The organism is uncultured Campylobacter sp. (assembly GCF_963517995.1).
Classification (GTDB): Bacteria; Campylobacterota; Campylobacteria; order Campylobacterales; family Campylobacteraceae; genus Campylobacter_A.
The window spans coordinates 1-24,935 of the sequence record NZ_CAUQHQ010000003.1 but is presented as its reverse complement, the minus strand read 5'-3'; the positions used below and the strand labels follow the sequence as shown (position 1 = coordinate 24,935).

Annotated in this window: 22 protein-coding genes and 1 pseudogene; 22 read left to right on the top strand and 1 reads right to left on the bottom strand. The window is 47.0% G+C overall.

All coding sequences use genetic code 11. The features are described 5' to 3' along the window. Positions 1–7 precede the first annotated feature (7 nt). From RYL88_RS00740 to RYL88_RS00635, 22 genes are all read left to right on the top strand, one after another. Entirely contained in the window at positions 8–424 is a 417-nt protein-coding gene (locus tag RYL88_RS00740; RefSeq protein ID WP_314988537.1) for a 4-fold beta flower protein, read from the top strand. 88 nt (positions 425–512) lie between these two features. Further along, on the top strand, positions 513–2,027 hold the full coding sequence (locus tag RYL88_RS00735) for an MATE family efflux transporter (protein WP_314988536.1): 1,515 nt from the start codon (positions 513–515) through the stop codon (positions 2,025–2,027). Then, complete coding sequence (locus RYL88_RS00730) at positions 2,024–2,779, top strand: glycosyltransferase family 25 protein (protein ID WP_314988535.1); 756 nt, start codon at positions 2,024–2,026, stop codon at positions 2,777–2,779. The genes RYL88_RS00735 and RYL88_RS00730 overlap by 4 nt, the downstream gene beginning before the upstream one ends. 93 nt (positions 2,780–2,872) lie before the next feature. Next, positions 2,873–3,937: a glycosyltransferase gene (locus RYL88_RS00725; RefSeq protein ID WP_314988534.1), complete on the top strand. Its 1,065-nt coding sequence runs from the start codon at positions 2,873–2,875 to the stop codon at positions 3,935–3,937. A gap of 1 nt (position 3,938) precedes the next feature. Continuing rightward, a complete protein-coding gene (locus RYL88_RS00720; RefSeq protein ID WP_314988533.1) occupies positions 3,939–4,922 on the top strand; it encodes a glycosyltransferase family 2 protein in 984 nt (327 codons plus the stop codon). Beyond that, positions 4,919–6,046 (top strand): glycosyltransferase, encoded by a 1,128-nt coding sequence (locus tag RYL88_RS00715; protein ID WP_314988531.1) that lies wholly within the window; start codon positions 4,919–4,921, stop codon positions 6,044–6,046. Before RYL88_RS00720 ends, RYL88_RS00715 begins: the two co-directional genes overlap by 4 nt. Continuing rightward, the gene (locus tag RYL88_RS00710) at positions 6,036–8,396 is read left to right on the top strand and encodes an STT3 domain-containing protein (protein WP_314988530.1); all 2,361 of its coding nucleotides are present in this window, start codon (positions 6,036–6,038) and stop codon (positions 8,394–8,396) included. Before RYL88_RS00715 ends, RYL88_RS00710 begins: the two co-directional genes overlap by 11 nt. A gap of 30 nt (positions 8,397–8,426) precedes the next feature. Further along, positions 8,427–9,554, top strand: a complete 1,128-nt coding sequence (gene pglA / locus RYL88_RS00705; RefSeq protein WP_314988529.1) for a N,N'-diacetylbacillosaminyl-diphospho-undecaprenol alpha-1,3-N-acetylgalactosaminyltransferase — start codon at positions 8,427–8,429, stop codon at positions 9,552–9,554. Then, complete coding sequence (gene pglC / locus RYL88_RS00700; protein ID WP_122866383.1) at positions 9,547–10,152, top strand: undecaprenyl phosphate N,N'-diacetylbacillosamine 1-phosphate transferase; 606 nt, start codon at positions 9,547–9,549, stop codon at positions 10,150–10,152. The genes pglA and pglC overlap by 8 nt, the downstream gene beginning before the upstream one ends. Further along, positions 10,139–10,750 carry a UDP-N-acetylbacillosamine N-acetyltransferase gene (gene pglD / locus RYL88_RS00695; protein ID WP_314988528.1) on the top strand — a complete coding sequence of 204 codons (612 nt, stop codon included), beginning with the start codon at positions 10,139–10,141 and terminating at the stop codon, positions 10,748–10,750. Before pglC ends, pglD begins: the two co-directional genes overlap by 14 nt. Before the next feature lie 225 nt (positions 10,751–10,975). Next, on the top strand, positions 10,976–12,064 hold the full coding sequence (pglE, locus tag RYL88_RS00690; protein ID WP_314988527.1) for a UDP-N-acetylbacillosamine transaminase: 1,089 nt from the start codon (positions 10,976–10,978) through the stop codon (positions 12,062–12,064). Continuing rightward, on the top strand, positions 12,065–13,843 hold the full coding sequence (gene pglF / locus RYL88_RS00685; RefSeq protein WP_314988526.1) for a UDP-N-acetylglucosamine 4,6-dehydratase (configuration-retaining): 1,779 nt from the start codon (positions 12,065–12,067) through the stop codon (positions 13,841–13,843). Positions 13,844–13,845: 2 nt separating this feature from the next. Further along, on the top strand, positions 13,846–14,742 hold the full coding sequence (locus tag RYL88_RS00680) for a PDC sensor domain-containing protein (RefSeq protein WP_314988525.1): 897 nt from the start codon (positions 13,846–13,848) through the stop codon (positions 14,740–14,742). Then, positions 14,739–15,350 carry an imidazole glycerol phosphate synthase subunit HisH gene (gene hisH, locus RYL88_RS00675; protein WP_314988524.1) on the top strand — a complete coding sequence of 204 codons (612 nt, stop codon included), beginning with the start codon at positions 14,739–14,741 and terminating at the stop codon, positions 15,348–15,350. The genes RYL88_RS00680 and hisH overlap by 4 nt, the downstream gene beginning before the upstream one ends. Beyond that, positions 15,350–16,060, top strand: coding sequence for a 1-(5-phosphoribosyl)-5-[(5-phosphoribosylamino)methylideneamino]imidazole-4-carboxamide isomerase (gene hisA, locus RYL88_RS00670; protein ID WP_314988562.1), 711 nt, complete (start codon positions 15,350–15,352; stop codon positions 16,058–16,060). The genes hisH and hisA overlap by 1 nt, the downstream gene beginning before the upstream one ends. A gap of 66 nt (positions 16,061–16,126) precedes the next feature. Further along, a complete protein-coding gene (locus RYL88_RS00665) occupies positions 16,127–16,492 on the top strand; it encodes a chemotaxis response regulator CheY (protein ID WP_002952918.1) in 366 nt (121 codons plus the stop codon). A 12-nt stretch (positions 16,493–16,504) separates the two neighbouring features. Continuing rightward, complete coding sequence (locus tag RYL88_RS00660) at positions 16,505–17,335, top strand: 50S ribosomal protein L11 methyltransferase (protein ID WP_314988523.1); 831 nt, start codon at positions 16,505–16,507, stop codon at positions 17,333–17,335. A gap of 18 nt (positions 17,336–17,353) precedes the next feature. Continuing rightward, complete coding sequence (gene ftsH, locus RYL88_RS00655; protein ID WP_314988522.1) at positions 17,354–19,282, top strand: ATP-dependent zinc metalloprotease FtsH; 1,929 nt, start codon at positions 17,354–17,356, stop codon at positions 19,280–19,282. A 4-nt stretch (positions 19,283–19,286) separates the two neighbouring features. Continuing rightward, positions 19,287–19,931 (top strand): phosphatidylserine decarboxylase, encoded by a 645-nt coding sequence (locus tag RYL88_RS00650; protein WP_314988521.1) that lies wholly within the window; start codon positions 19,287–19,289, stop codon positions 19,929–19,931. Further along, positions 19,912–20,691, top strand: a complete 780-nt coding sequence (pssA, locus tag RYL88_RS00645; RefSeq protein ID WP_314988520.1) for a CDP-diacylglycerol--serine O-phosphatidyltransferase — start codon at positions 19,912–19,914, stop codon at positions 20,689–20,691. The genes RYL88_RS00650 and pssA overlap by 20 nt, the downstream gene beginning before the upstream one ends. Before the next feature lie 123 nt (positions 20,692–20,814). Then, positions 20,815–22,332, top strand: a complete 1,518-nt coding sequence (locus RYL88_RS00640) for a 2-isopropylmalate synthase (protein WP_314988519.1) — start codon at positions 20,815–20,817, stop codon at positions 22,330–22,332. Positions 22,333–22,674: 342 nt separating this feature from the next. Further along, positions 22,675–23,373 carry a VWA domain-containing protein gene (locus RYL88_RS00635; RefSeq protein ID WP_314988518.1) on the top strand — a complete coding sequence of 233 codons (699 nt, stop codon included), beginning with the start codon at positions 22,675–22,677 and terminating at the stop codon, positions 23,371–23,373. A 213-nt stretch (positions 23,374–23,586) separates the two neighbouring features. Here the strand turns inward: RYL88_RS00635 and RYL88_RS00630 are convergent. Next, positions 23,587–24,935, bottom strand: a pseudogene (locus RYL88_RS00630) (GTP pyrophosphokinase); the annotation flags it as partial.

The following is a 24,935-nucleotide window of genomic DNA, read 5'->3' as shown; positions in this document are numbered from 1 at the left end:
AAATATAATGAAAAGTATTTTTGTGTTATTGTTTTGTGTAATAACTTGTATCTATGCCGAAGAGGTCGATTTTTTAGACAATAGTGGGGAGTGGGCTGTCTATGTTGATACAGATGAAGAGCTTACTATTTACTCATGGGGCGGCAAACCTCTAGCCTATTTAGACGATAATTTTGATATTTATGGGTTTAATGGTAGGTACTTGGGATGGTTTGAAAATGGAATTATGTATGATACCGATGGTTATCCTTTTGCTTGCGTTGAGGAAGCATATAGTGGGTTTGCCCCATTTAAGCCATTTAAAGCTTTTAAAGAGTTCCAACCGTTTAAAAGTTTTAAAAAAATAGCAAAAATGAGACCGTATACAAAAAGTAACTTCGGGAACATATCTGCGGAACTATATTTAAACCTTGGTAGGCAATAGCCCGTATAATAGTATTAAGCGTAAAAATATTCCGGTTAATTACTTATGCAGTTTGCTAAAAACTTTAAAAACAAAAAAGATAAAAAAATTGTTTATAAATTTGATCAGCTCCATCGTCGTTTTTATCGTCTCGATGGGGATAAATTTTTTCCTCACGCCCTACATCCTAAAGAGCCTAGGCAACGAAGCCTACGGCTTTGTCGGGCTGTCAAACGCTATCGTGGCTTACGCCCTAGTCGTGACCGCTGCGATAAACTCCGTTAGCGGCCGCTTCGTCGCTTACGAGTGGCATAGAGACGATGTCCGCGCGGCTAACGCCTACTACTCGTCGGTTCTAGTCGTAAATATCTTTTTTTGCGTTCTTATTTTGCTAGGCGCGGGCATTTTTATCTTAAATTTACAAAGCGTGCTAAACGTGAGCGACGCGCTACTAGGCGACGTGCGGCTTACTTTTGCATTTTATTTTATAAATTTTTGCGTCGGGCTTTTTAACGGCGTCATCAGCGTATCGATGTTTATCAAAAACAAGCTCTACATCATCTCCGTTCGCAACGCCGCATCTAGCGCCATTTTAGCGACCCTTATCGTGGCGCTTTTTTATTTTTTCAGGCCGATGATCGCCTATATCGCGATCTCCGCTCTAGTCGCGTCGCTCTTTGTGTTTTTTACGAGTGTTTGGGTTTCGCGTCGCATCACGCCCGAGCTTAAATTTAACCCGCGCGAATTTGACTTTATGCGGATAAAAGAGCTTTTGAAATCAGGCGTATATAATAGCTTTAACGCCCTAAACCGAGTGCTTATGAGCGGTATGGACCTGTTTATATGCAACATCTTTTTAAGCGCTAACGCGACGGGAATTTTAGCCGTTTCAAAGGCGGCTCCGATAATTTTAGAGAGCTTCGTGGCGCAGCTTAGCGCGATATTTGCGCCAAAATTCGTCGAGTACTACTCTAAGTTAAATTTGGCCGCGCTTGTTACGGAGGCAAAATTTTCGATGCGAGTTACGGCTTTTGTCATGAGCGTGCCGGCGGCCATTTTCGTGGCTTTCGGGCGCGAATTTTACGCGCTTTGGCTACCGTTTAAAAACGCGGACGAGATAAGTCTAATCTATAATCTCTCGATGATAACTCTAGTGCCGATTATATTTATCAGCTACGTTTTTTCGCTTTTTAATCTCGACGGTGCGACGAATAAACTAAAACGCCCCGCGATAGCAAACACTATTTTGGGTGCTGGCACGATTTTGGCGCAGATTGCCGTGCTTAAATTTACGGACTACGGCATTTACGGTATGGCGATCGTCGGCGCCGCGCTTTATTCGGTGCGCATTTTGGGATTTGACCTTATAAACGCCGCGTTAAATTTGAGCTTGCCGCTTACTACTTTTTACGGCGTTTATTTTAAAAATTTAGCCGTTTTCGCGGCAGTTTGCGGACTGTTTTTTGGGCTGCGAAATTTCGTGCAGATTTCAAGCTGGAGCGAATTTGCCGCGTATTCGGCGATTTTGCTTGCAGTGGGATACGCCGCGAGCCTGTTTTTGATATTTGACAAAAGAGAACAACTAATCGTGATAAATAAAATCAAATCGAAGTTTAAAAGATGAAAAATTTAGTATTCGTTATTTCGCTAAAAAGCGACGAGGCGCGCCGAGAAAAGCTAAAAGAGCGGTTTAAAAACTACGGCGAATTTAAGCTCGTCGAAGCAACCGACGGCAGGGCGATGAGCGCAAAGGAGTACTACGGCTACGCGCTAGCTAGCCTCGAGGCTTACGGCAGGCTGTTAAGCCCGTCCGAGGTCGGCTGCTCGCTATCTCACGTGCGCGCTTACGAGGAGTTTTTAAAAAGCGACGCCAAATTTGCGCTAATTTTAGAAGACGACATTATCGGAGACGAGGGCGGCGTGAAAAAGGCGTTTGAAACGGCTGCAAAGATGCACGAGGGCTCGGTGCTCATTTGCGGCGCGCAAGACGGGCTAGAGGGGCGATTTAGCGCATTTGGTAAAAAACTGGAGGATGATTTTTGGCTAGTCTCAAAGCGCTCTTACGGCACGATTTACCGAGCGGCTGCTTACGTGCTTGATAGGCGCGCGGCGGAAACGGTTTTGCAAACGCACAAAAAGGCGCTTTGCGTGGCTGATTTTTGGCGGATTTTGCTTTTGCAAAACGGCTTAAGGATGTATTTTAGCGATATTTTCGCGCATCCGACCGATCTAACAGACTCAAATATCCAAGCCGAGCGGGTGCAAAGAGCGCAGGTAAAAGTCTCCCCGCTAGCTCGTCTAAATAGCTTAAAATATGTCGCCGCAACGCGCTTTGAAGCGGCAATTTTAGGCTATGAGCGGATATTTAAAAGATAGGAAACTAAGCGATTATAAAGCTCAAAATTTATAAAATCAATAATTTTGAAGATTTATTAAATTTTCGCGCATTGATTAAAATTTGGAGAGAGAATGAAGGTTTTATTTATAATTTCGACCCTGCAAGCAGGCGGCGCTGAGCGCGTGATGAGCTTGCTAGCGAGCTATTTTGCGAAATTTCACGACGTAACGCTTTTAAAATTTGACACTAAACCACCGTTTTACGAGCTAGACGAGAGGATAAAGCTGATCGATCTGCCTTTTCCGATGGTGAAAAAAGGGTTTTTTGCAAATTTAATTAGGCGCGTGAAAAAGTTTTTTTATCAGCGAAATTTGATCAAAAACGGCGGTTTTGACGTCGTTATCTCCTCGATGGATAGCACTAATATCAACGTGATTTTGTCGAATTTATTTATAAACAAGCCGCTTTTTATCAGCGAGCATTCAAGCGCCGATTTTTTCAAAGGGCGCGGCTGGCTGTTTTTGCGCCGTTTGCTCTATCCGCTAGCTAGCGGACTCACGGTGCTTACAAAAGAGGACTACGAATACTATAGCTTCGTAAAAAATAAAACCGTGATGTACAATCCTATGTTTGAAGCCAAAAAACAGGGCTTGCCGAAGGAAAATATCATCCTTTTCGTCGGCCGTCTCATCTCGATTAAAGGTTGCGACGTATTTTTAAAGGCTATGAGCCTAGTCGATAAAGAGCTTTTAAAAGAGTGGAAAATCGTGATAGCGGGCGCTGGCGAAGAGAGGCAAAGGCTAGAGCTCATCGCGCACGAACAGCTTCATCTGGATGCCGAGTTTATCGGGCAAACAAGCGACGTAGCTTCGCTTTACGAAAGGGCTAAAATCCTCGTTTCAAGCTCTAAAACCGAGGGCTTGCCGAATGTTTTAATCGAGAGCGTATTTTTTAACTGCGCTAGGGTGGCGACTGCTACGAGCGGCGCAAAAGAGCTCATCGAGGACGGCAAGGACGGATTTTTAGTGCCGATAGACGACGTAAAAGCGCTCGGAAGCAAAATCGAACTTTTAATGCGCGACGAGGAGCTTAGGCAAGAGCTGGTAAAAAACGCCAACGAGCGAAAAAACGCCTTTAAAACCGATCAAATTTATCAAAAGTGGATGGATTTTATCACGCAAAATATAAAGAACTAAAATGCTAAAAGTAAGCATAATAATCCCAACCTACAACCGCAAAGAGCTTTTTGAAGCCGCCCTAAAAAGCGCGCTAGCTCAAGACTACGAAAATAAAGAGATCATAATCAGCGACGATAACTCGAACGACGGTACGCGCGAGCTTGCGCAAAGTTACGTCGCTAAATTTGACAACGTAAAATACGTCTTAAACCAAACCTACGACCGCGGCCCAAACGGCAATAAAAACAACGGCTTTGATCACGCTAGCGGCGATGCTTTCGTGATACTAGACGACGATGACCTGCTGATAGAAGGCGCCATAAGCAAAATGGCGGCCGTACTAGAGCAGGGGTATGCTAGCGTCTGGGCGAACTGTTATTTTGAGCTTGACGGCGAGCCGACGACGAAATTTTCGGGATTTGGACTAAATAAAAGCGGGGAAATTTCGCCGCAGGACTACTACGACGGCAAGATAACGGGCGAGTTTTTGATAATGTTTCGCCGCGACGCCATCGGCCAGAGACGCTTTGAAAAGGGGCTTTACGGTAGCGAAAATACGCTTTGGATCTATCTTTTTGACCTTCCTGCCTACTATCTGCACGACGCAGTGCGTATTTACCGCTTTCACCGCAGCGACAGCGTCACGATAAACTCGTTTAAACGCCCGCTTTGCATAATGAAAGGCTACGCGATGACTGCGGAGCTCATTTTGCAAAAGATCGCCGAGAAAAACGCTCAAGCTACCGCAAACGGGGCAAATTCGGCCGAGCCGAAATTTAGCGTAAACGACGCTCATATCGCGATCCTATATAAAATGGCGGCGTACTATGCAAAATTTGGCGGCGAATACAAAAAAATGTACGAGTATCTTTTTAAAAGTCTCAAATTTAAATTTACGAAAGAAGCGCTTGCGATGCTGATTTTAAGCCCGTTTCCAAAGTCGATGATTTTGTTTTTAACTAAAATTCGCGTTTGGATATACAAAAAAACGCACGGCGAATGAAAAAATTAGCCGTTTTTCTCTACTCGATGGGGCCTGGCGGCGCGGAGCGCGTGGTTTCAAATTTGCTCCCGGCTTTGTGCGAAAAATACGAAGTTCATCTCGTTTTGATGAGCGAGGTCATAGCCTACGAGATACCAAGCGCGGTAAAAATCCACTTCCTCGAGCGCTCGGATCCCTACGAAAGCGGCGTAAAAAAGCTTTTTCGTTTGGGACTTTTGTTTCCGTTTCTAGCCTTAAATTATAAAAAACTTTGCGACGATTTGGCTATTGACCTACATTTTGTCTTAATGAACCGTCCTTGCTACATCGCGCTTTTAGCAAGGATCGCCGGAGTAAAAGGGCGGATGGTAATAAGCGAGCGTAGCTGTCCGTCGGTCATCTATAAAAGCGGCCTTAGCGGGTTTGCCAATAGAATTTTGGTTAAGGCGCTGTATCCTAGGGCCGATCTCATCCTAGCTAACGCGCAGGGAAACGCCGATGATCTCGTGCGAAATTTCGGCTGCGACGCCGCAAAAACTAAGGTGCTATATAACGCGGTCGATTTATCGGCGATAAAAACTCTTGCCGATGAGCCGTTAGAGGCTAAATTTAAGCCGTTTTTTCTAAATATCGGACGGCTTGATAGCGGTAAAAATCAAGCAATGCTAATAAAAATAATCGCAAATTTAAACGACGAGCGCGCGACGCTTGGGATTCTCGGCAAAGGGCCTTTGCAAGGCGAGCTTCAAAATTTGATCGACGAGCTTGGCGTAAGCTCGCGCGTAAAACTGCTAGGCACGGATAAAAATCCGTTTAAATTTATCAAAAACGCGCAGTGTTTCGTCTGCGCTTCGCGGTTTGAGGGCTTTTCAAACGTGCTTTTAGAGGCGCTTGCTTGCGAGAGATTTATCATCTCCACCGATCACAAAAGCGGCGCTAGAGAGCTTCTGGGCGACGATGAGTACGGCATTTTAACACCCGTTGACGACGAAAAAGCGATGGAGGCCGCGATGAGACGAGCGCTTGAGGATGAAAATTTAAGGCGAGATTATGAAAAAAGAGCGTACGGCCGCGTGGCAAAATTTGATAAAAACGCCGTCGCGGCGCAGCTCATAGGATATTTAGAGGGTGAAAATGGCGAGTAAAATTTTAGAATTCCCCGGCAAATTTAAATTTTCAAAGCAAACTTGTTTTTTGATGCTTGCGGCGTTTATTTTTAGCGTAGTTTGCAGGCTGTACTGGGTGTACTGGGCGGGCGAGTATCAGCACTTTTTCTGGAACGATCAGCTCATGATCAGTACAAACGACGGCTACGCCTTCGCCGAGGGCGCGCGCGATATGATAGCGGGCTTTCATCAGCCAAACGACCTTAGCTACTACGGCCGTTCGATGCCGACGCTTACGTATTTTTTGTATCAAATTTTACCTTTTAGCTTTGAGAGCATTTTGCTTTATATGAGCGTGTTTTTTAGCTCGCTTATCGTTATCCCCGTGATTTTGATAGCCAAAGAGTACGAGATGTCAGGCATGGGCTTTGCGGCGGCTCTGCTAGCTAGTATCGCAAACAGCTACTACAACCGCACGATGGCGGGATACTACGACACCGACATGCTCACGATCGTGCTGCCTGCGTTTAGCGTCTGGGCGATGGTACGCCTCGCGCAGAAAAAAAACGTAAACGATCTTATTTTTATCCCGATTTTTATCCTGATAAACGACTGGTGGTATCCGAGCTCTTACTCGCTAAATTTTGCCATGCTGGGCGCATTTTTGCTCTACACTTTGGTTTTTGATAGGAAAAACGCACTAAATTACCAGGCGGCTATTTTGATGATAGTCGCGCTTACATATATCGATTTTTACGCTAAAAGCGCGCTTGCCGTCGCGCTTTATCTAGCGATGAGATTTCGTCCGCAGATCTGGGATAAACGCGTAGTAGCAGCATGCCTAGCTCTTGCCGTAGGTTTACTTGGCTTTAGCGGCGGGCTAAATCAAATTTTATTTCAGCTTAAATTTTACATATTTCGCGGGGTTTCGGAGAGTAGCGAGCCGGTTTTTCATTTTTATAACGTAAATAAAACGATAATGGAAATGAGCGATTATTCGTTTGAGTTCGAGTCGATAAACGCCTTTGCCAAGCGTATCAGCGGGCATATCGTTACTTTTGCTTTATCGCTCGTAGGAGTCGCGGCGCTTTGTCTTAAATTTCGCTCCTTTTTGCTTGCCCTCCCGATGCTATTGCTTGGGTTTTTAGCGCTAAAAGGCGGGCTTAGATTTACGATTTACTCCGTGCCGGCGATGGCGATAGGGTTTGGGTATTTCGCCGTCCTTTGCGTGGATTTTTTCAAAAAAGATAAAATTTTAGACAAATTTTGCACCGTTTGCCTGGCGGCGTTTTTTGCGTTTTTCTTTTTGTATTTTGATAAATATTACAGCCTTTTGCACGGCAAATCTCCAGTTTTTGCGCCAAATTTTGACGGCGAGGCGGGCTTTGGCGTATATCTAGCCACGTTTGCGGCGACGGCGCTTATTTGTGGGGCGGCTTATTTTATGGTCTCAGGCCTAAGCTCGCTCAAAAAACACGCGCTTTTAGAAAAAATTTGCGTCTTTTGTATCGCCGCGCTATCTTTGATGCCGTGTCTTGAGCATATTTACGGCTACAAAGTCGGCACGGTTTTTGCCAAAAGCGAGGTGGAGAGTTTAGATAAACTACGCAAAATAGCAGGGCGCGAGGACTACGTGCTGGCGTGGTGGGACTACGGCTATCCGATCCGCTACTACGCGGACGTCAAGACTCTCATCGACGGCGGCAAGCACCTGGGCAGAGATAACTTCGCCGTGAGCTTCGCGCTAGCGGCTAATCAACGCATGTCGGCAAATATGGCGCGTCTAGAGGTCGAGTACACCGAGCGCAATTTTAGCGAGAAATTCGGGCTAAATTTGGTGCAGATGATGAAGGACTATAACGCGACTAACGTAAATTCGTTTTTGTATTCGCTAAACGACAAGGATTTTCGCCCGCCGCAAAAAACGCGCGAGATTTACTATTATTTACCGGACTCCATGCTTGATATTTTTAGCACAGTTTTGCGCTTTTCAAACCTTGATCTAAACAGCGGCGAGGAGTACGGGGCGATATTTTATCCGGGCAAACCTTACTCCATAGACGAGGATACGATAAATATCGGCGGAGGTTTTAGCGTATCGGGCGACGCATCTAAAGTCTATATCGGCGAGCGCGAAATGCCGGTAAATACCTACTTTGAAACAAGCTACGACGAGAAAGACAAGCTAGTCGTCAAAAAGCACGAGATGAACGCGGACAGTAAAATTTATCTCATTTTTATGAAGGATTACAGGCGGTTTTTGGTGCTTGACGAAGCGGTGCTAAACTCGGCGTACATACAGCTTTTCGTGCTCGAAAACTACGACAAAGAGCTATTTGAGCCGGTCGTTTTAAACGGCGCGGTTAAAATTTATAGGTTGCTAAGATGAGGGCAGTAAATTTAAAGGAAAATTTTAAAAATGGCTAAATTTGGATTTTTATCTCATGCCGATATGAGCATTTATTTTTTCCGTGCGCCGATAATGCGCGAGCTAAAGCGGCTCGGGCACGAGGTTTTTGCTATCGCTCCGAAGGGCGAGTATACGGATAGGCTAAAAAGCGAATTTAACTGCGTGACGTACGAGCTTGACCGCGCGAGCTTAAACCCTCTAACCGTGCTTGAAAACTCAAAAAAACTAGCCGAGATTTTAAGCGGACTAAATTTAGACCTACTGCAAACCTCGGCGCATAAATCAAACGTATTCGGCACCTTTGCAGCTAAAAAAGCGGGCATAAAGCGCGTGATAAATTTGGTCGAGGGGCTGGGCAGCTTTTATATCGATAACGACTTAAAAACCCGTCTGGTGCGCGCCGCGATCGAGACGCTTTATAAGCGGGCGCTAAAAATGAGCGACGGCTGCGTGTTCGTAAACAAGACCGATCCGGCGTATTTTCTGGGTCGAGGACTGATTGCCGAAGAGAAAATTTTTAAGATAAAAAGCGTGGGCGTGGATACGCTCAAATTTGACGAAAACAGCGTGCCGGCAGCAAATTTGGGCGAAGATTTACGCGGCAAAAAGATCGTGCTGATGATAGCGCGCGCGATGTGGCACAAGGGCGTGCGCGAGTTTTACGAGGCGGCCGAGCTTTTGCGCGGGCGCAATGACTGCGCGTTCGTCTTTGCGGGCGAAGGGTTTGAAGGAAACAAAAGTACTGCCGACGCGAAATTTCTAACTGGCGGTGTCGTGCGGTATCTGGGTGCTAGAGACGACGTACCTGAGCTTTTAAAGGCTAGCTATCTACTCGCGCTTCCAAGCTACAAAGAGGGCTTTCCTCGCACGGTTTTAGAGGCGATGAGTATGAGCCGCGCGGTCGTGACTAGCGACGTGGCCGGCTGTAACGAGGCCGTGACGAACGGCTTTAACGGCCTGCTTTGCGAGGCGAAAAACTCAGCCGATCTAGCCGCAAAGATAGAAATTTTACTAAACGACGAAAATTTGGCCGCACAGATGGGGCGAAACGGGCGGGAGCTCGCCGTACGCGAGTTTGACGAGCGAGCGGTCGCTAGGAAATATATAGAAATTTATAGGAAATTTATCGATGTATAGGGCGTTTTTTAAGAGATTACTGGATATTTGCGGCGCGATTTTTCTCATAGTTTTGACGCTGCCGATCATGGCGGTCGTCGCGGTTTTGATCTATTTTAAGGTTAGCAAGGACGTCATTTTTACGCAGGCGCGCCCGGGCTTGCACGCTAAAATTTTTAAAATTTATAAATTTAAAACGATGAGCGACGAGCGCGGCGCGGACGGCGAGCTGCTGCCCGACGAGATGCGCCTAAGCGGCATCGGCAAGACCATCAGAAGCCTCAGCCTTGACGAGCTGCCGCAGCTTTTTAACGTGCTAAAAGGCGATATGAGCTTCATCGGGCCGCGTCCGCTTTTGGTCGAATACCTGCCTCTTTACGACGCCGAGCAGGCGACCCGCCACGACGTGAGGCCCGGTATCACTGGGCTAGCGCAGGTAAACGGCCGCAACGCGATCAGCTGGGCGGAGAAGTTTAAATTTGACGCTAGGTACGTCCGCGAGCTTAGCTTTGCGCTGGACGTTAAAATCGCGATTTTAACGGTGCAAAAGGTGCTAAAACGAAGCGGCGTGAGCAAAGAAGGCATGGCCACGACGGAGAAATTTAATGGCCGCAACTAAAATTTACGTTTACGGCTTTAGCGGACACGGAGCCGTCGTCGCGGACGTGGCTAGAGCGTGCGGATACGGCGAGGTCGTGTTTTTGGACGACGCTAAATTTGACGGCAAAAACGTGCTCAAATTTGATCCGAGCTTAGAAAAAGCGGACGTGATCGTCGCTATTGGGGATAATAGAATCAGGCGCATCCTGCAAGAAAGAGTAAAAAACGCGGGCTTTCGCGTTGTGCACTTGATCCATCCAAGTGCGGTGGTAAGCAAGAGCGCGCAAATAGGCGAGGGCGCGGTCGTGATGCCAAATGCCGTCATAAACGCGCACGCGGTGGTGGGCGAGGGCGCCATAATAAACACGGGCGCGATCATAGAGCATGACTGCGAGATCGGCGATTTCGCGCATATTAGCCCAAACGCGGCTCTGGCCGGCGGCGTAATCGTGGGCGCAAATACGCACGTGGGTATCGGCGCTTGCGTCATCCAATGCATAAAAATCGGCACAAACTGCGTCATCGGAGCGGGCAGCGTCGTAGTACGAGATATCGCAGACGGCAGCGTCGCCTACGGTAATCCCGCTAAAGTTAGGCGAAATTTGAGCGAAATTTGAGAGCCAAAATATCGCTCGTCAAATTTGCGCTCGCAACGACAAAAGAAAATAGATAAAATTTAGCCCTATCTCTAGCCGTATCAAATTTGCCGTTTTAAAATACATTTTGACGCAAAATTTAACAAAATCCCCATTTTCTACGCTCAAAAGCGACTTTAAACGAGTTTTTATAAAAATATTTAGATTTTAAGTGCTACAATGCGTAAATTTCTTTAAGGAATAATAATGCAAAGAATTTTCCTAAGTCCGCCGCACATGAGCGGCAAAGAGCAAGAGTACATAAACGAGGTTTTTAAGAGCAACTATATCGCGCCGCTTGGCGAATACGTGAATAAATTTGAAGCGAGCGTCTCAAGCTACGCTGGCGCTCCCGATGCTTTGGCGCTAAATTCCGGCACGTCGGCGATCCACTTGGCGCTAAGGGTGCTAGGTATCGGCGCGGGTGACGTGGTGCTAGCCTCTACGTTTACCTTTATGGCGTCCGTTAGCCCGATACTTTATCAAGGCGCTACGCCTGTTTTTATAGATAGCGACGAAAGCTGGAATCTAAGCCCCGAGCTACTAAAAAAGGCGATCGCAAATTCGCCTAAAAAGCCAAAAGCGCTCGTCGTCACGCACCTTTATGGTCAGGCGGCCAAGATGAAAGAGATCTGCGAGATCTGCGAGCGGGAAAATATCGCCGTCGTCGAGGACGCGGCCGAGGCGCTGGGCGGATTTTTGAATGGCAAAGCGCTGGGTACGTTCGGGCGGCTGGGCGCATATAGCTTTAACGGCAACAAGATCATCACTACAAGCGGAGGTGGCATGCTGGTGGGCGAGAAAGAGCTCGTCGAGAAGGCGAGATTTTATAGCACCCAAGCTAGAGAGCCGTTTTTACACTACGAGCATAAAGACTACGGCTACAACTACCGCCTGAGCAACGTCCTAGGCGCGATAGGAACGGCGCAGATGGAGGTGCTGGAAGCGCGCGTGATAAAAAAACGCGAAATTTTTGAAAAGTACAAAAAAGAGCTTCCTGAGCTTGAGTTTATGCCTGAGATAGCAAATTCCCGCGGCAACCGCTGGCTAACGACCGCGCTGTTTAAAGAAAAAGGCGCGCATCTACGCGTGATTGAGGCGCTTGCGAAGGAAAATATAGAAAGCCGTCCGCTTTGGAAGCCGATGCACATGCAGCCGGTGTTTGAGGGGGCGCTAGCGTTTACTGACGGTACTAGCGAGGATATGTTTGCGCGCGGTATCTGCCTGCCTAGCGGCACGGCGATGCGAGACGAGGAGTTTGCGCGAGTAGTAAAAATCGTAAAGGAAAATTTATAAATGTTTAAGGCGACGAAGCTAAAGCGGCTTGCGTTTTTCCTGGGTTTTGACGTCGCGATATTCGTCGTGTCGTTTTATCTGGCGTATCTGCTTAGATTTAGCGGCGTGCTGCCTGATTATTTTAGAGGCGGACTGGTCGCGGGCTGCGCTACGATGGTGGTTTTAAAGCTATTTTTCATGTGGCTTTTTAAAATTTACAAGGTGCCGTGGAGATTTTTCGGACTAAACGAAGCGAGGAAAATTTTCCTCGTTCATCTTTGCGCGATCGTCTGCTTTTGGATCGTTTATTTTGCGGCTCCTAGTCTTTTTAATCCATTTCCTCGAAGCGTGATTTTTATCGACGCCGTTATCTCGTGCCTGCTAATCGGAAATTTAAGGATCGCCAAGCGTATGTTTTTAGACTTTTCTAAAAAACCGCACACGGGCGAGCCTTGCGTCGTTATCGGTGCTACGTCAAAGGCGCTTCACGTTTTAAAGGGGCTTAGGCAGGGCTATATCGATCTATATGCCGTGGGCGTGGTAGACGGCAGGAGCGATCTAGTCGGCACTTACTGCGACGGATTTTTAGTGCAGCCAAAGAGCGAAATCGCAAATTTGATCAAAGAGTACAACGTAAAAACCGCTATCATCGCGCTAGCGCTGGGTCAAGACGAGCTAGCGGAGCTTTTTGACGAGCTTACGGCTTACGGTATCCGCGATATCAAGATTTTTTCTATGTTTGGCACCGGCAAGGACGCTATCAAAGATATCTCGATCGAGGATCTGCTAGCTAGAAAGCCAAAAGACCTAGATAGTAGCGCGGTGGAGAAATTTTTAGGCGGTAAGGTCGTTTTGGTCACGGGAGCCGGCGGCAGTATCGGTAGCGAAATTTGCAAGCAGTGCCTAAAATTTGGCGTTAGCAAGCTAATCATGATCGATCACAGCGAGTTTAATCTCTATAAAATCGGCGAGATAACTCACAGCGACAAAACCGTGAGCAAGATGATAAATATCGTAAACGAAGCGGACTTGCGCGCGGTGTTTGAGGAGTTTAAACCGCAGATCGCGATCCACGCCGCAGCCTATAAGCACGTGCCGCTTTGCGAAGCAAACCCTAAAGCCGCGGTCGTAAATAACATAATCGGCACTAAAATTTTGATTGATTTGTCCATAGAATACGGCGTTAGCAAGGTCGTGATGATCTCGTCCGATAAGGCCGTGCGCCCGACAAACATCATGGGTGCGACTAAACGCGTGTGCGAGCTTTACGCGCTAAACTCGAATTTGCCTGCCAAAACCGAGATCGTCGCGGTACGCTTCGGTAACGTTCTAGGATCAAGCGGCAGCGTAATACCGAAATTTAAAGAACAAATCGAAAATAATAAACCGCTAACCGTCACGCATCCGGATATCACGAGGTATTTTATGCTGGTCTCCGAGGCCTGTCAGCTCGTGCTTCAGGCCGCCTCGATCGCAAAGGGTGGCGAGCTTTTCGTGCTTGATATGGGCGAGCCGATAAAGATCGCCGATCTAGCTAAAAAAATGCTTATTTTATCGAACAAAGAACACCTTGGCGTCGAATTTGTCGGCCTTCGCCCGGGAGAGAAGCTTTACGAGGAGCTTTTAATCAATAAAGACGACGTAAAAACCGAGTTTCAGTCTATTTTCGTGACGCACTCGGGCGAATACGACGTGGCTAAACTAAACGAGCAAATTAAAAATTTAACGCACGCGGACGACGTGGCAGCGGGACTAAAAGAGATCGTGCCCGAGTTTAATCACGCGCTAAATAAGGAATAAATTTGACGCTGCAAGATATACAGAGGTTTTCAGAGTTAAGATATAAGGCTAGAGCCTATATATGCTATCTTTTTAGTAAAAATTTGCCAAACAGGCTGCCGGGGGTAAACGCCGAGTCGATAAAAAGCGGCTTTGATAAAATGGCGCACGAGATAGAGGGCTTTGACGCGTTTTACGTGCTTGACGCAAACGGCGTGCAAATAGGCGACGCCGTGAGCCTAAATGAAAAATACAAAGCCGGCGGTGGCGAAAACTGCAGCAATAAGTCTTATTATTACACCGCGGTGCGTGAAAAGCGCTGCGTGCTAAGCGACCCGTACCCGTCCTCGCTCACGGGCGAGCTGTGTGTGACGGCGTCCACTCCGATATATGACGATAAGGGAGAGCTAAAATTCGTCGCGTGTATCGATGTTTCTCTAGAAAATATCCTAGCCATCGTCTCCCATGGCAAGCTAGAGAGCTACTTCGGCAAATTTCTAAAAGTCGTTTACGCCGCGTTTTCGGTTGCGCTTTTTATCATAGCCTTGTTTTTGTTCGCCGATGCGCTTAAAGGGCTTTTGGCTAACGATCTTTTAAATATCGAAGTAGAAAAGATGTTTGAGCACACGATCGTGCTGACGCTGGCGCTTGCGATCTTTGATCTGGTTAAAGCGATATTTGAAGAAGAGGTGCTGGGTAAAAGCAAGCGCAATGAAGATATGGAAAACAAAACGATGATTAGATTTATCGGGTCGATCATCATCGCGCTTGCTATCGAGGCGCTGATGCTCGTGTTTAAATTTGCCATCACGGCGCCAGATCACATCATAAACGCAATCTATCTCATAGGCGGCGTCGCGATATTGATGATCGCGCTTAGCGTTTATCTTTTTGCTACAAAGCAAAGGAGTTCGCATTGATCGGCATCATCGACTACGGAGCGGGAAATTTAAAGAGCGTTTTAAACGCGTTTGAGAGTTTAAATTTAAAGGCGCGGCTAGCGGTTCGCGGCGAGGAGCTGGGTAAATTTGACAAGATTATTTTGCCCGGCGTCGGGGCTTTTGGCGAAGCGATGGATAAGCTAAAAGATAGAAATTTTATCCCCGCTATAAAAGAGGCCGCAGCCGGCGGAAAGCCGTTTTTAGGCATTTGTCTGGGTATGCAGCTACTTTTTGAGCAAAGCGAGGAGTTTGGCGTAAATGAGGGGCTCGGGCTCGTAAAAGGGCGAGTTATTAAATTTGACCCGTCCAAATTTGACGCTCCGCTAAAGGTGCCTCATACGGGGTGGAATACGATAAATTTTACCAAACAAATGCCGATAAATAAGGGCTTGGCTGTTAGCGAGTATTTGTATTTCGTGCACTCTTATCACGTAGTTTGCGAGGAAGATGCGGCGCTTGGCTTTACAGAGTACGGCTATAAATTCGTGAGCGCGGTGCATAAAGATAATATTTTCGGTTTTCAGCCGCACCCCGAAAAGAGCCATGAGACGGGACTTAAAATTTTACGAAATTTCGGAGAGATGTGATGGAAATTTTCCCTGCGATAGATTTAAAAGAGGGCAAGGCGGTTCGGCTTTTTAAAGGCGAAATGAGTAGCGCCAAAATCTACTCGGATGCGCCTTGGGAGCTAGCCAAAAGATTTGAAGATATGGGCGCAAAGTGGCTTCACGTCGTCGATCTTGACGGGGCGTTTGCGGGCGAAGCGGTAAATCTAAAAACCGTAGAAAAGATCGCAAAAGCCGTAAATTTACAAATCCAAATCGGCGGCGGGATACGCGACGAAGCGCGAATAAAAAGCTATCTTGATAGCGGCATAACGCGCGTTATCTTGGGCTCGGTAGCGCTAAAAGATCCGAATTTTACTAAAGAAATGGCGCAAAAATACCGCGTCGCCGTCGGCATAGACGCAAAAGACGGTTTCGTTGCCGTGCAGGGCTGGGCGGAGGTATCGCAGATGAGGGCGACCGAGCTGGCGACTAAATTTGCCGGAGCCGGAGTCGAAGCGATAATCTGCACCGACATCTCAAAAGACGGCACCCTTAGCGGCGTGAATGTGGAGTTTACATCGCAAATCGCAAAGGCAAGCGGTATAAATACGATCGCAAGCGGCGGCGTAAAAGATATGGAGGATATCGAGGCGTTAATGCGCGCGGGAGACGTTTACGGAGCGATCGTGGGTAAGGCGTACTACGAAGGGACGCTCGATCTAAAAGGGGCCTTTAAACTGGGCCGATAAATTTTTAAAGTAAATTTAAATATAAAATTTGCTAGAATTGGACATTTTTTAAAAAAGGATGCGATTGTGAAAATACTAGTAGTCGACGACAGCTCTACTATGAGAAGAATTATAAAAAACACCCTACAAAGGCTCGGACATCAAGAAATTTTGGAGGCCGAGCACGGAGTCGAAGCATGGCAAATTTTGGGTCAGCACAGCGATATAAACGTGCTTATCACCGACTGGAATATGCCTGAGATGAACGGCCTTGAGCTCGTAAAAAAGGTCCGCGCCGAGGCAAAATACGTCGATATGCCTATCATCATGGTAACGACCGAGGGCGGTAAAGCCGAGGTCATCACCGCGCTAAAAGCAGGCGTCAATAACTACATCGTAAAGCCGTTTACGCCGCAAGTTTTAAAAGAAAAACTTGAAGACGTCTTAGGCTAAAAGAGCGTAAATTTGAAAGATAAATTTTACGAGCTTGAAGTTCTTTGCTCTCAGGAGCTTCGCGAGCTTTTCGAAGATCTTGTTTTTTCTTTGGGCGTTACTTGCACGCAGGAGACTGCGGGCGGGTTTATCATCCGAGACGAAGACGAGCTAGACGAAGTGGAATTTGGCCTACGAGAATACGCAAAATCCCTACAAGACGCGCTTGGCCGCGAGATCGAATTTAAGATAACAAAAAGTCAAAAAGAAAATAAAGACTGGCTAAACGAATACAAAAAAAACGTAAGACCGATAGGGATCGGTAAATTTTACATCCACCCAAGCTGGGAAGAGTCTAAAGACGGGTTTGAAAACATCGTTATCGATCCCGCGCTTGCCTTTGGCTCGGGTCACCACGAGAGCACGAGCGCCTGTATAGAGTATCTGCAAAAATACGCCGCAAACGGCATGGGCGCGCTTGACGTGGGCTGCGGAAGCGGGATACTAAGCATCGCTCTAGCAAAACTAGGCTGCGTCACGGACGCCTGCGATACGGATGAGCAGGCCGTGCAAAGCTCGCAGAAAAATGCCGAGCTAAACGGGGTTAAATTTAATCAAATTTGGACCGGTTCGGTGGCGAATCTGGAAAAAAAATACGACGTCGTCGTCGCAAACATCATCGCAGACGTGATACTAATGCTAAAAAACGATTTGATAAATTTGCTAAAAGAGGGCTCGTATCTCGTTTTAGCAGGCGTTTTGGATAAGTACGAAACGCGAATTTTAGAGGCTTTTTCATCGCTCAAGTTGATAGAAAACCAAACCAAAAACGAGTGGAGAAGCTTCGTATTTCAAAAAGCGTAAAATAATTTAAGGAACATAATGGATAACAGAAAAAACGATGATAAAAATTTAAATAACGGCGGAAACGGCTTTTTTAATAAAAATCCGATTATGATTTTCGCGATTTTCGCAGTAGTCGTCGTGCTGGTGTTTAAGGGGCTAAACGGTGATGTAGACGGTATGCCGATAACCGGACAAAGCGCGGTAACTGCTAAAAATTTATCGTATTCGGATATAAAAGAGATGATAAAAAATAAGCAAGTCGCAAAGGTCGGCATCTCTGAAACTTCGATAAAAGCCGTAGATAACGGCGGTTCGGTCTATACGGCAAAGAGGGTGGGCGACTCTACTTTAGTTCCTCTTTTAGAGGAGCAAAAGATCCCTTACGGAGCCTATAGCGAGACGAATTGGTTTACCGAGATGATTTTCTCGTGGGTGCTTCCTATTTTTATTTTCTTTGGAATTTGGATGTTTTTGGCTAGCCGTATGCAGCGAAATATGGGTAGCGGAATCCTTGGAATGGGAAGCTCCAAAAAGCTCGTAAACTCGGAAAAGCCGAAGGTTAAATTTACCGACGTAGCGGGCGTGCAGGAGGCTAAAGAGGAAGTCAAGGAAATAGTGGATTTTCTAAAACATCCCGATAGATATATAAATTTGGGAGCCAAAATCCCAAAAGGCGTGCTTTTAGTTGGACCTCCCGGCACTGGTAAAACTTTACTTGCAAAAGCTGTCGCAGGCGAAGCGGACGTGCCGTTTTTCTCGGTTTCGGGATCGAGTTTTATCGAGATGTTCGTCGGCGTAGGCGCTAGCCGCGTGAGGGATCTTTTTGAAAACGCAAAAAAAGAAGCTCCGGCGATCGTCTTTATAGACGAGATCGACGCTATCGGCAAGAGCCGCGCAGCTAGCGGCATGATCGGCGGAAACGACGAGCGCGAGCAGACGCTAAACCAGCTTTTGGCCGAGATGGACGGCTTTAGCTCGGATGCGTCGCCCGTTATCGTGCTTGCCGCGACGAACCGTCCCGAGGTGCTTGACGCCGCGCTTTTAAGGCCGGGTAGATTTGACAGGCAGGTGCTCGTCGATAAGCCTGATTTTAAAGGTAGGATCGAAATTTTACGCGTGCATATGAAGGATATCAAGCTTGATCATAGCGTCAGTATTGAGGATATCGCGCGCATGACGGCGGGTCTTGCGGGTGCGGATCTGGCAAACATCATAAACGAAGCCGCGCTGCTAGCGGGCAGAAAAGAAAAAGGCAAGGTCGAGCAATCTGATTTACTCGAGGCCGTCGAGCGAGCGATCGCGGGCCTTGAGAAAAAATCTCGCCGTATAAATCCGAAAGAAAAGCGCATCGTAGCCTATCACGAGAGCGGACATGCGCTCATAGCCGAAACCACTAAAGGCGCAAACAGAGTCACTAAGGTATCGATCATACCGCGCGGACTTGCGGCGCTGGGCTACACGCTTCATACGCCAGAAGAGAATAAATTTATGATGCAGCGTCACGAGCTGATGGCCGAAGTGGACGTACTTCTAGCCGGACGCGCGGCAGAAGAGGTCTTTATAAAAGAGATTTCAACCGGCGCGGGCAACGACCTAGAGCGCGCGACCGATATACTTCGCTCGATGATCTCTATATACGGCATGAGCGATATCGCTGGACTTATGGTGCTTGAAAAGCGCCGTAGCACCTTCCTAGCCGGTGGTCAGGCCGATAGGGACTATAGCGACAAGACGGCGGAAAAAGTGGATGAATTTATTAAAACCACGCTTGATGAGCGCTATAAACACGTACTAGAGACGCTGCGAACTTACGGTGATGCGATAGAAAAGATGGTTGAGGCGCTTTACGAAGAGGAAACTATCGAGGGAGCGAAGGTTAGAGAGATCATTGCAAACTACGAAAAAGAGCGCGGGATGCCTAGCAGGCTCGTAAATTTAGAAGAAAACAAAGAGGAACAAGCGTAAAGATATGCAAAACATCGGGCTAATCGCAAAACAGGGCTACAAATACGTTTTCGTTTTAGGGCTTTTGTTTTTGCTTGCGCTGGTTTTGGGCGTATGTCAAATTTTATTTTTCGCGCTTTTTGCGCTTTGCGTATTTTGGTTTAGAAACCCGGAGCGAGCTCTAGGTAGCGACGATGCGTACGCCGTGCTTAGTCCGATCGACGGTAAGATAAAAAGCATAGATAAAATTTACTATTTCGACACGCAGTGCGTAGCCATAACTATCTGCAAGGGCGTATTTGACGCGGGTGCGCTCAGAGCTCCTTGCGATATGGAGCTTTTAGAAGTCAAACAAAGGCACGGACTGTTTTTGTGCAACGCTATGGAAGCTTCTAAAAATTTAAACGAGCGAGCCTTGTTCGTCTGTAAAAACTCAAATAATAAATTTGCGATCCGCGTCATCGCAGGGCCTCTTAGTAAGGGCATTTCTTTTGAAAATTTAAGCCGACTAAAAGCGGGCAGGAGATTTGGCTTTTTAAGTAGCGGCGAGGCGATTTTGATACTACCCGCAAATACGAGAATAAGCGTCAGCGTAGGCGAAAAGGTCGCGAGTGCGGGCATTTTAGGGTTTTTTAGCTACGAGGAAAAAGATGCAAGACAATCAGCATAAACTTCAGTTAATGTACATTTTACCAAATTTATTCACTGCGGCTTCGGCATTTTTGGGTATCATTAGCATTATCGCTTCCGTTCGCGGCTACGTCGCGGCCGGCTCAGGGCTAGACGATGAAGCTAACGGCTATTTTTTTAAGGCCATTATCTACATAGTTTTATCGCTATTTTTGGACGGACTTGACGGACGAGTGGCGAGGCTAACCAAAACTACGTCCAAATTCGGCGTAGAATTCGACAGTCTTGCAGACGTCATAGCCTTCGGCGTCGCGCCCGCGATGCTTTTTTACTTTACGGTCGGGCATAGTTTTGGGCGTTTGGGTTCGCTGGTAGCTGCATTGTTCGTAGTTTTTGGCGCTATTAGACTTGCACGGTTTAACGTGATGACCGGCACTTACGAGCCGTCCGTTTTTATCGGCCTTCCGATACCTACGGCCGCCATCGTTTCGGCATTTTGGGTCGGGCTAAGCTTAGAATACGATTTTACCAGAAGCGCCGAGTGGTTTTTGATGTTTTTGCAAATTTTGCTTTCGGTCTTGATGGTGAGCAATATCCGCTACCCGAGCTTTAAAAAAGTAGATCTCAAAAGGGCTGATTTTTTGCGCATTTTAGTCGGACTTACGGTTGCGTTTTCGGCTATTTACGTTTGCCCTATCGAAGCGGTTACGACTTTAATGAGCGTTTATGTTTCTTACGGTATAATCAGATACGTTTTTATGAGATTTAAAAACAAAAAAATTCAAAAGGAGAGCGAATGAACGGCAACGTCAAATTTAACGCATTTTTCTCCCTACTTCTGCTGCTGCGCTAAGCAGCGACTCTTTCACACCCTAATAATCAAATTTAACCGCACAAACTAAAATTCTAAAAAAGGATAAAAAATGAACGAAAATAAAATTATAATATTTGACACTACGCTTCGCGACGGCGAGCAAAGCCCCGGCGCATCAATGAATACCGAGGAGAAAATCCGTATCGCGCGCCAGCTGGAGCGCCTAAACGTGGACGTTATGGAGGTCGGCTTTGCAGCGGCTAGCAGGGGCGATTTCGATGCGATACATCAGATCGCTAAACAAGCCTCAAACGCCTCTATCTGTTCGCTTGCTCGCGCCGTAGACGGCGATATAAAGGCTGCGGGAGAGGCTATCGCTCCGGCAAAAAACAGGCGCATCCACACCTTTATCGCCACAAGCCCGATCCATATGGAGTTTAAGCTAAAGATGACCCCCGACGAGGTAATCAGGCGCGCCGTGCGAGCCGTGGAATACGCTAAAACCTTCTGCGAGGACGTTGAGTTTAGCTGCGAGGACGCATGCAGGAGCGAGATGAGCTTTTTAAAAGAAATTTGCGACGCCGCCATAAACGCCGGAGCAAAAACGATCAACATCCCAGACACCGTAGGCTATCTATATCCAGAGGAGATTACCGCTCGCATAGGAGAAATGGTTAAATTTATAAACGGCCGCGCAGTCGTCTCCGTGCATAATCACAACGATCTAGGCCTAGCTACGGCAAACTCGCTGGCCGCGATAAAAGCGGGCGCCAGGCAGGTCGAGTGTACGCTAAACGGTATCGGCGAGCGTGCGGGAAATGCCGCGCTCGAAGAGATCGTGATGGCGATAAAGACGCGCAGCGACGTATTCGCGCCGCTTTACACGGACATAGTTTATAAAGAAATTTATCCTAGCTCGCGCCTGCTAGCGGGTATCATCGGTATCGAGCCGCAGCCTAATAAAGCCATCGTCGGCAAAAACGCCTTCGCTCACGAAAGCGGCATCCATCAAGACGGCGTGTTAAAGCACAAAGAGACCTACGAAATCATCAGTGCCGAGAGCATCGGACTGGATAAGAACTCGCTGATACTAGGCAAGCACTCGGGTCGCCACGCCTTTAAAGATAAGCTAATTAGTCTTGGTTTTGAGCTAGAAGATGGCGCGCTAAACGAGGCGTTTGAGAAATTTAAGGCGCTAGCGGATAAGAAAAAAGAGATATTTGACGACGATTTGCGCGCGCTGGTAACTAGCGAAATCATCAAGATCCCAGAAGTTTTCGAGTTTTTGACGCTAACTCAAAGCAGCTGCAACAAAGGCTTAAGTAGCGCTGCTATCACGCTTCGCCACGCAGACGAGATCAAGAGCGATGCGGCGCTTGGCAACGGTACGGCGGACGCGATATTTAAGGTCATCGACCGTCTAAGCGGCATCCACGGCGTACTAAAAGACTATAAGGTAAACGCCGTTTCGCAAGGCAAAGACGCGCTGGCAAACGTAATAGTGAAGGTCGAATTTGACGGCAAGACCGTTATCGGACACGGCCTTGATATCGACACGATGACGGCGAGCGCTAAAGCGTACGTAGGCGCGCTAAACAGCTACGTTAAAATTAGCGCTTCGAAGTAAAAATCAGTCGTTTTTACGGCGCGGCGAATTTGGGGCTAAATTCGGGCATTAAATTCGTAAATTTAGCCTTTAAATTTGCTCATAAATTTAAGCGCAACTTGGGCGGGCGGCTCGTAGCAAAATTACCCCGAGCTAAATTTGGGATTTTGATTTAAAGCCAAAATTTAGCCGCCCAAACCGACTGCGATAAATTTATATCAAATCGCTTCCGTTTTGCGGCGGGTAAAATCCAGCTTTGATTTCGAGCGGATTTTGCTCGGCGCGCAAATTTAAATCCCTTCGCATTTACCGCCGCGCCGTTAAAATTTGCTATAATCAAGCCAAATTTTCAAAGGAGAAAATATGAAAAAAATCGCGTTTTTGTTGATGATTATCGGGGCGTTTGCGTTTGCTAAAAGCGAGGAAGCGCCGCAAAAATCTGCGCCAAAGCAGCTTGAGATGGTGCTGATCCTAGATAAATCGGGCTCCATGAGCGGGCTTGAGAGCGATACGATCGGCGGCTTTAACTCCATGATCGACAAGCAAAAAGAAGCCGGCGTTGACGCAAAGGTAACTACGGTGCTTTTTGATACGCATTTTAGGACGTTGCACGATAGAGTAGATATCAAAAAGGTTGAGAAGCTAACCGCAAAAGACTATGTCGCTAGCGGCAACACAGCGCTGCTAGACGCAGTCGGCGAAACGATAAATAAAATCTCAAAAGTCGAGGACATCTACGCTAAAAACAGAGCCGTGCTTTTTGTCATCATCACCGACGGGCAGGAGAACTCGAGCAAGGAATACTCAAAGGCGCAGATCAAAAAAATGATAAGCGATAAGCAGGAAAAATACGACTGGGAGTTTATATTTTTGGGAGCGAACATCGATGCGGCTAGCGAGGCCGAGAGTATCGGCATACAGCGTTCAAATGCCGTTAAATATCAAAATAGCAGCGAAGGCGTGCAGAAAAACTTTGAGGCCGCTGCCGAGATGTCTAAGGATATGGCGATGGATAAAAAATCAAGCTCGAAGTGGCGCGAAAAAGTGCTTGAGGACAAATAAAATTTGACTTTAGCGCGGCTTAGTGGCGTGCTGTTGTAAATTCGCGGCGTTTTTAGGCCGCGAGCGAGGCAAGCAGGGCGATTAAATTTGATGAGGCTAGTTATTTTTGCTTCTCGTCAAATTTGACAAAGTCGTTTTGCTTCGGCGCTATTATCTATAAAAATTATTCGGGCGAATTTGCGACGAATTTATCGCCGTATCGCCCGCATAAAACTACTTTTTTAGCTTCTCGTAATCAATCATAAAATCAACGAATTTGCTTTTAAAATTTGGATCTTTTATCAACCCGTATTGTATCGTCGCAGCTTCGATATTATCGATCTCCTGATACAGATATCCAAGCGCCGCGCGACTCTCCGTCGCGTTTGGATCGGTGAGTTTAGATAGCTCCAAAAGCGCGGTTGCGTTTTGCGGGTGGTTTGAGCCGATGGCAGCTACGGCTGCTAGAAACAGCGTGCCAGCGTCGTTTATCTTAAACTCGTCGATTATGCGGTTGTAGATCTGATAGCTCTCCTCAAAATCGTTCGTGAAAATGTCGATATAAGCTAGCGTCTGGAGTAAGTCGGCGTTATTGGCGTCTTGTTTTAGTAGCGCTTTTAACTTCTGGCGTTCGTAGTTTAGTAGGCCCGAGATTTGCAAAAGCTTGATGTACTGCTCTTTGATGATGTTTGCGCCGTGATAAAACGCCGCATCGTTTAGCCGTTTGTCGTGGAAGTAAATTTGAATCTGCTCGACATATTTTTTGATGCCTTCATCCTTGTAATTTGCGATAAAATCAAGAATGTTCGCCACGATATCATCAGGCAGCTTGGTCTTTAAAATTTGCGTCTTTTTGGCAAACTCCTCGCCCTTGTCGGTCATCTTTGCGATTATAGCGTCAAAGGCTAAATTTAGCGCCGTCTCTTCCTTATCTTCTTCTAGCCAGCGCATTAAAGCGCCGCTATTATTTGCTATGAGCGCCATGAGAGCCTGGCTAACGGGTGTGTCTTTTGAGCTAGAGTCGTGGTCGAGGTTTTCCGAAATTTCTTGCAGTAGTTTAGTATTATCCACTGCGTTTATGTCATTTGCGATAGCGCCCAGTACGCCTGCTAGGTGGTTTGTTGGGTCTAGGTGGTAGCTCATGATAAAGTGCTTCGCCGCCATGCTAAAGTTGCCAAGCTGGGCGTAGCTAAGCGCTAGGTCGTAGTGCAAAACCGAGTGCTCGGGATAGAGCGAGATGAGCGAGGCAAACTGCGCGTTGGCCTGCTTTAGCTTGTAGTTTAGGGCGTTTGCGATGGCTGATGAGAGCTCTAAATTTACCTTTGAGAGCGCGCCGCTAGCGTTTAGGTAGTTGCCCGCCGCGCTTGCGTCGTCCAAAAATAGGCTCACTCCGCCTTTTCTTATGTAGTTTATCGTTTGATTCGGGTCAAAAACCTTGTAAGGCGCGAAGTAAAACAGCGTCTCGTAGCGTTTGGTTTTATCGAAAAATAGGTCGTTTCTAAAGTGCGCCTGGGCTAAATTTACGTCGAAAAGCTCGGGATTTAGTATCGTTTTTATCGGAAAATTCGCGTTTAAAAACAGCG

Excerpts from the sequence above, each read along its gene's own strand:
- RYL88_RS00740 (WP_314988537.1), top strand. The coding sequence starts at position 8 with ATGAAAAGTATTTTTGTGTTATTGTTTTGTGTAATAACTTGTATCTAT.
- RYL88_RS00730 (WP_314988535.1), top strand. The coding sequence starts at position 2,024 with ATGAAAAATTTAGTATTCGTTATTTCGCTAAAAAGCGACGAGGCGCGC.
- RYL88_RS00725 (WP_314988534.1), top strand. The coding sequence starts at position 2,873 with ATGAAGGTTTTATTTATAATTTCGACCCTGCAAGCAGGCGGCGCTGAG.
- RYL88_RS00720 (WP_314988533.1), top strand. The coding sequence starts at position 3,939 with ATGCTAAAAGTAAGCATAATAATCCCAACCTACAACCGCAAAGAGCTT.
- RYL88_RS00715 (WP_314988531.1), top strand. The coding sequence starts at position 4,919 with ATGAAAAAATTAGCCGTTTTTCTCTACTCGATGGGGCCTGGCGGCGCG.
- RYL88_RS00710 (WP_314988530.1), top strand. The coding sequence starts at position 6,036 with ATGGCGAGTAAAATTTTAGAATTCCCCGGCAAATTTAAATTTTCAAAG.
- pglA (WP_314988529.1), top strand. The coding sequence starts at position 8,427 with ATGGCTAAATTTGGATTTTTATCTCATGCCGATATGAGCATTTATTTT.
- pglC (WP_122866383.1), top strand. The coding sequence starts at position 9,547 with ATGTATAGGGCGTTTTTTAAGAGATTACTGGATATTTGCGGCGCGATT.
- pglD (WP_314988528.1), top strand. The coding sequence starts at position 10,139 with ATGGCCGCAACTAAAATTTACGTTTACGGCTTTAGCGGACACGGAGCC.
- pglE (WP_314988527.1), top strand. The coding sequence starts at position 10,976 with ATGCAAAGAATTTTCCTAAGTCCGCCGCACATGAGCGGCAAAGAGCAA.
- pglF (WP_314988526.1), top strand. The coding sequence starts at position 12,065 with ATGTTTAAGGCGACGAAGCTAAAGCGGCTTGCGTTTTTCCTGGGTTTT.
- hisA (WP_314988562.1), top strand. The coding sequence starts at position 15,350 with ATGGAAATTTTCCCTGCGATAGATTTAAAAGAGGGCAAGGCGGTTCGG.
- ftsH (WP_314988522.1), top strand. The coding sequence starts at position 17,354 with ATGGATAACAGAAAAAACGATGATAAAAATTTAAATAACGGCGGAAAC.
- RYL88_RS00650 (WP_314988521.1), top strand. The coding sequence starts at position 19,287 with ATGCAAAACATCGGGCTAATCGCAAAACAGGGCTACAAATACGTTTTC.
- pssA (WP_314988520.1), top strand. The coding sequence starts at position 19,912 with ATGCAAGACAATCAGCATAAACTTCAGTTAATGTACATTTTACCAAAT.
- RYL88_RS00640 (WP_314988519.1), top strand. The coding sequence starts at position 20,815 with ATGAACGAAAATAAAATTATAATATTTGACACTACGCTTCGCGACGGC.
- RYL88_RS00635 (WP_314988518.1), top strand. The coding sequence starts at position 22,675 with ATGAAAAAAATCGCGTTTTTGTTGATGATTATCGGGGCGTTTGCGTTT.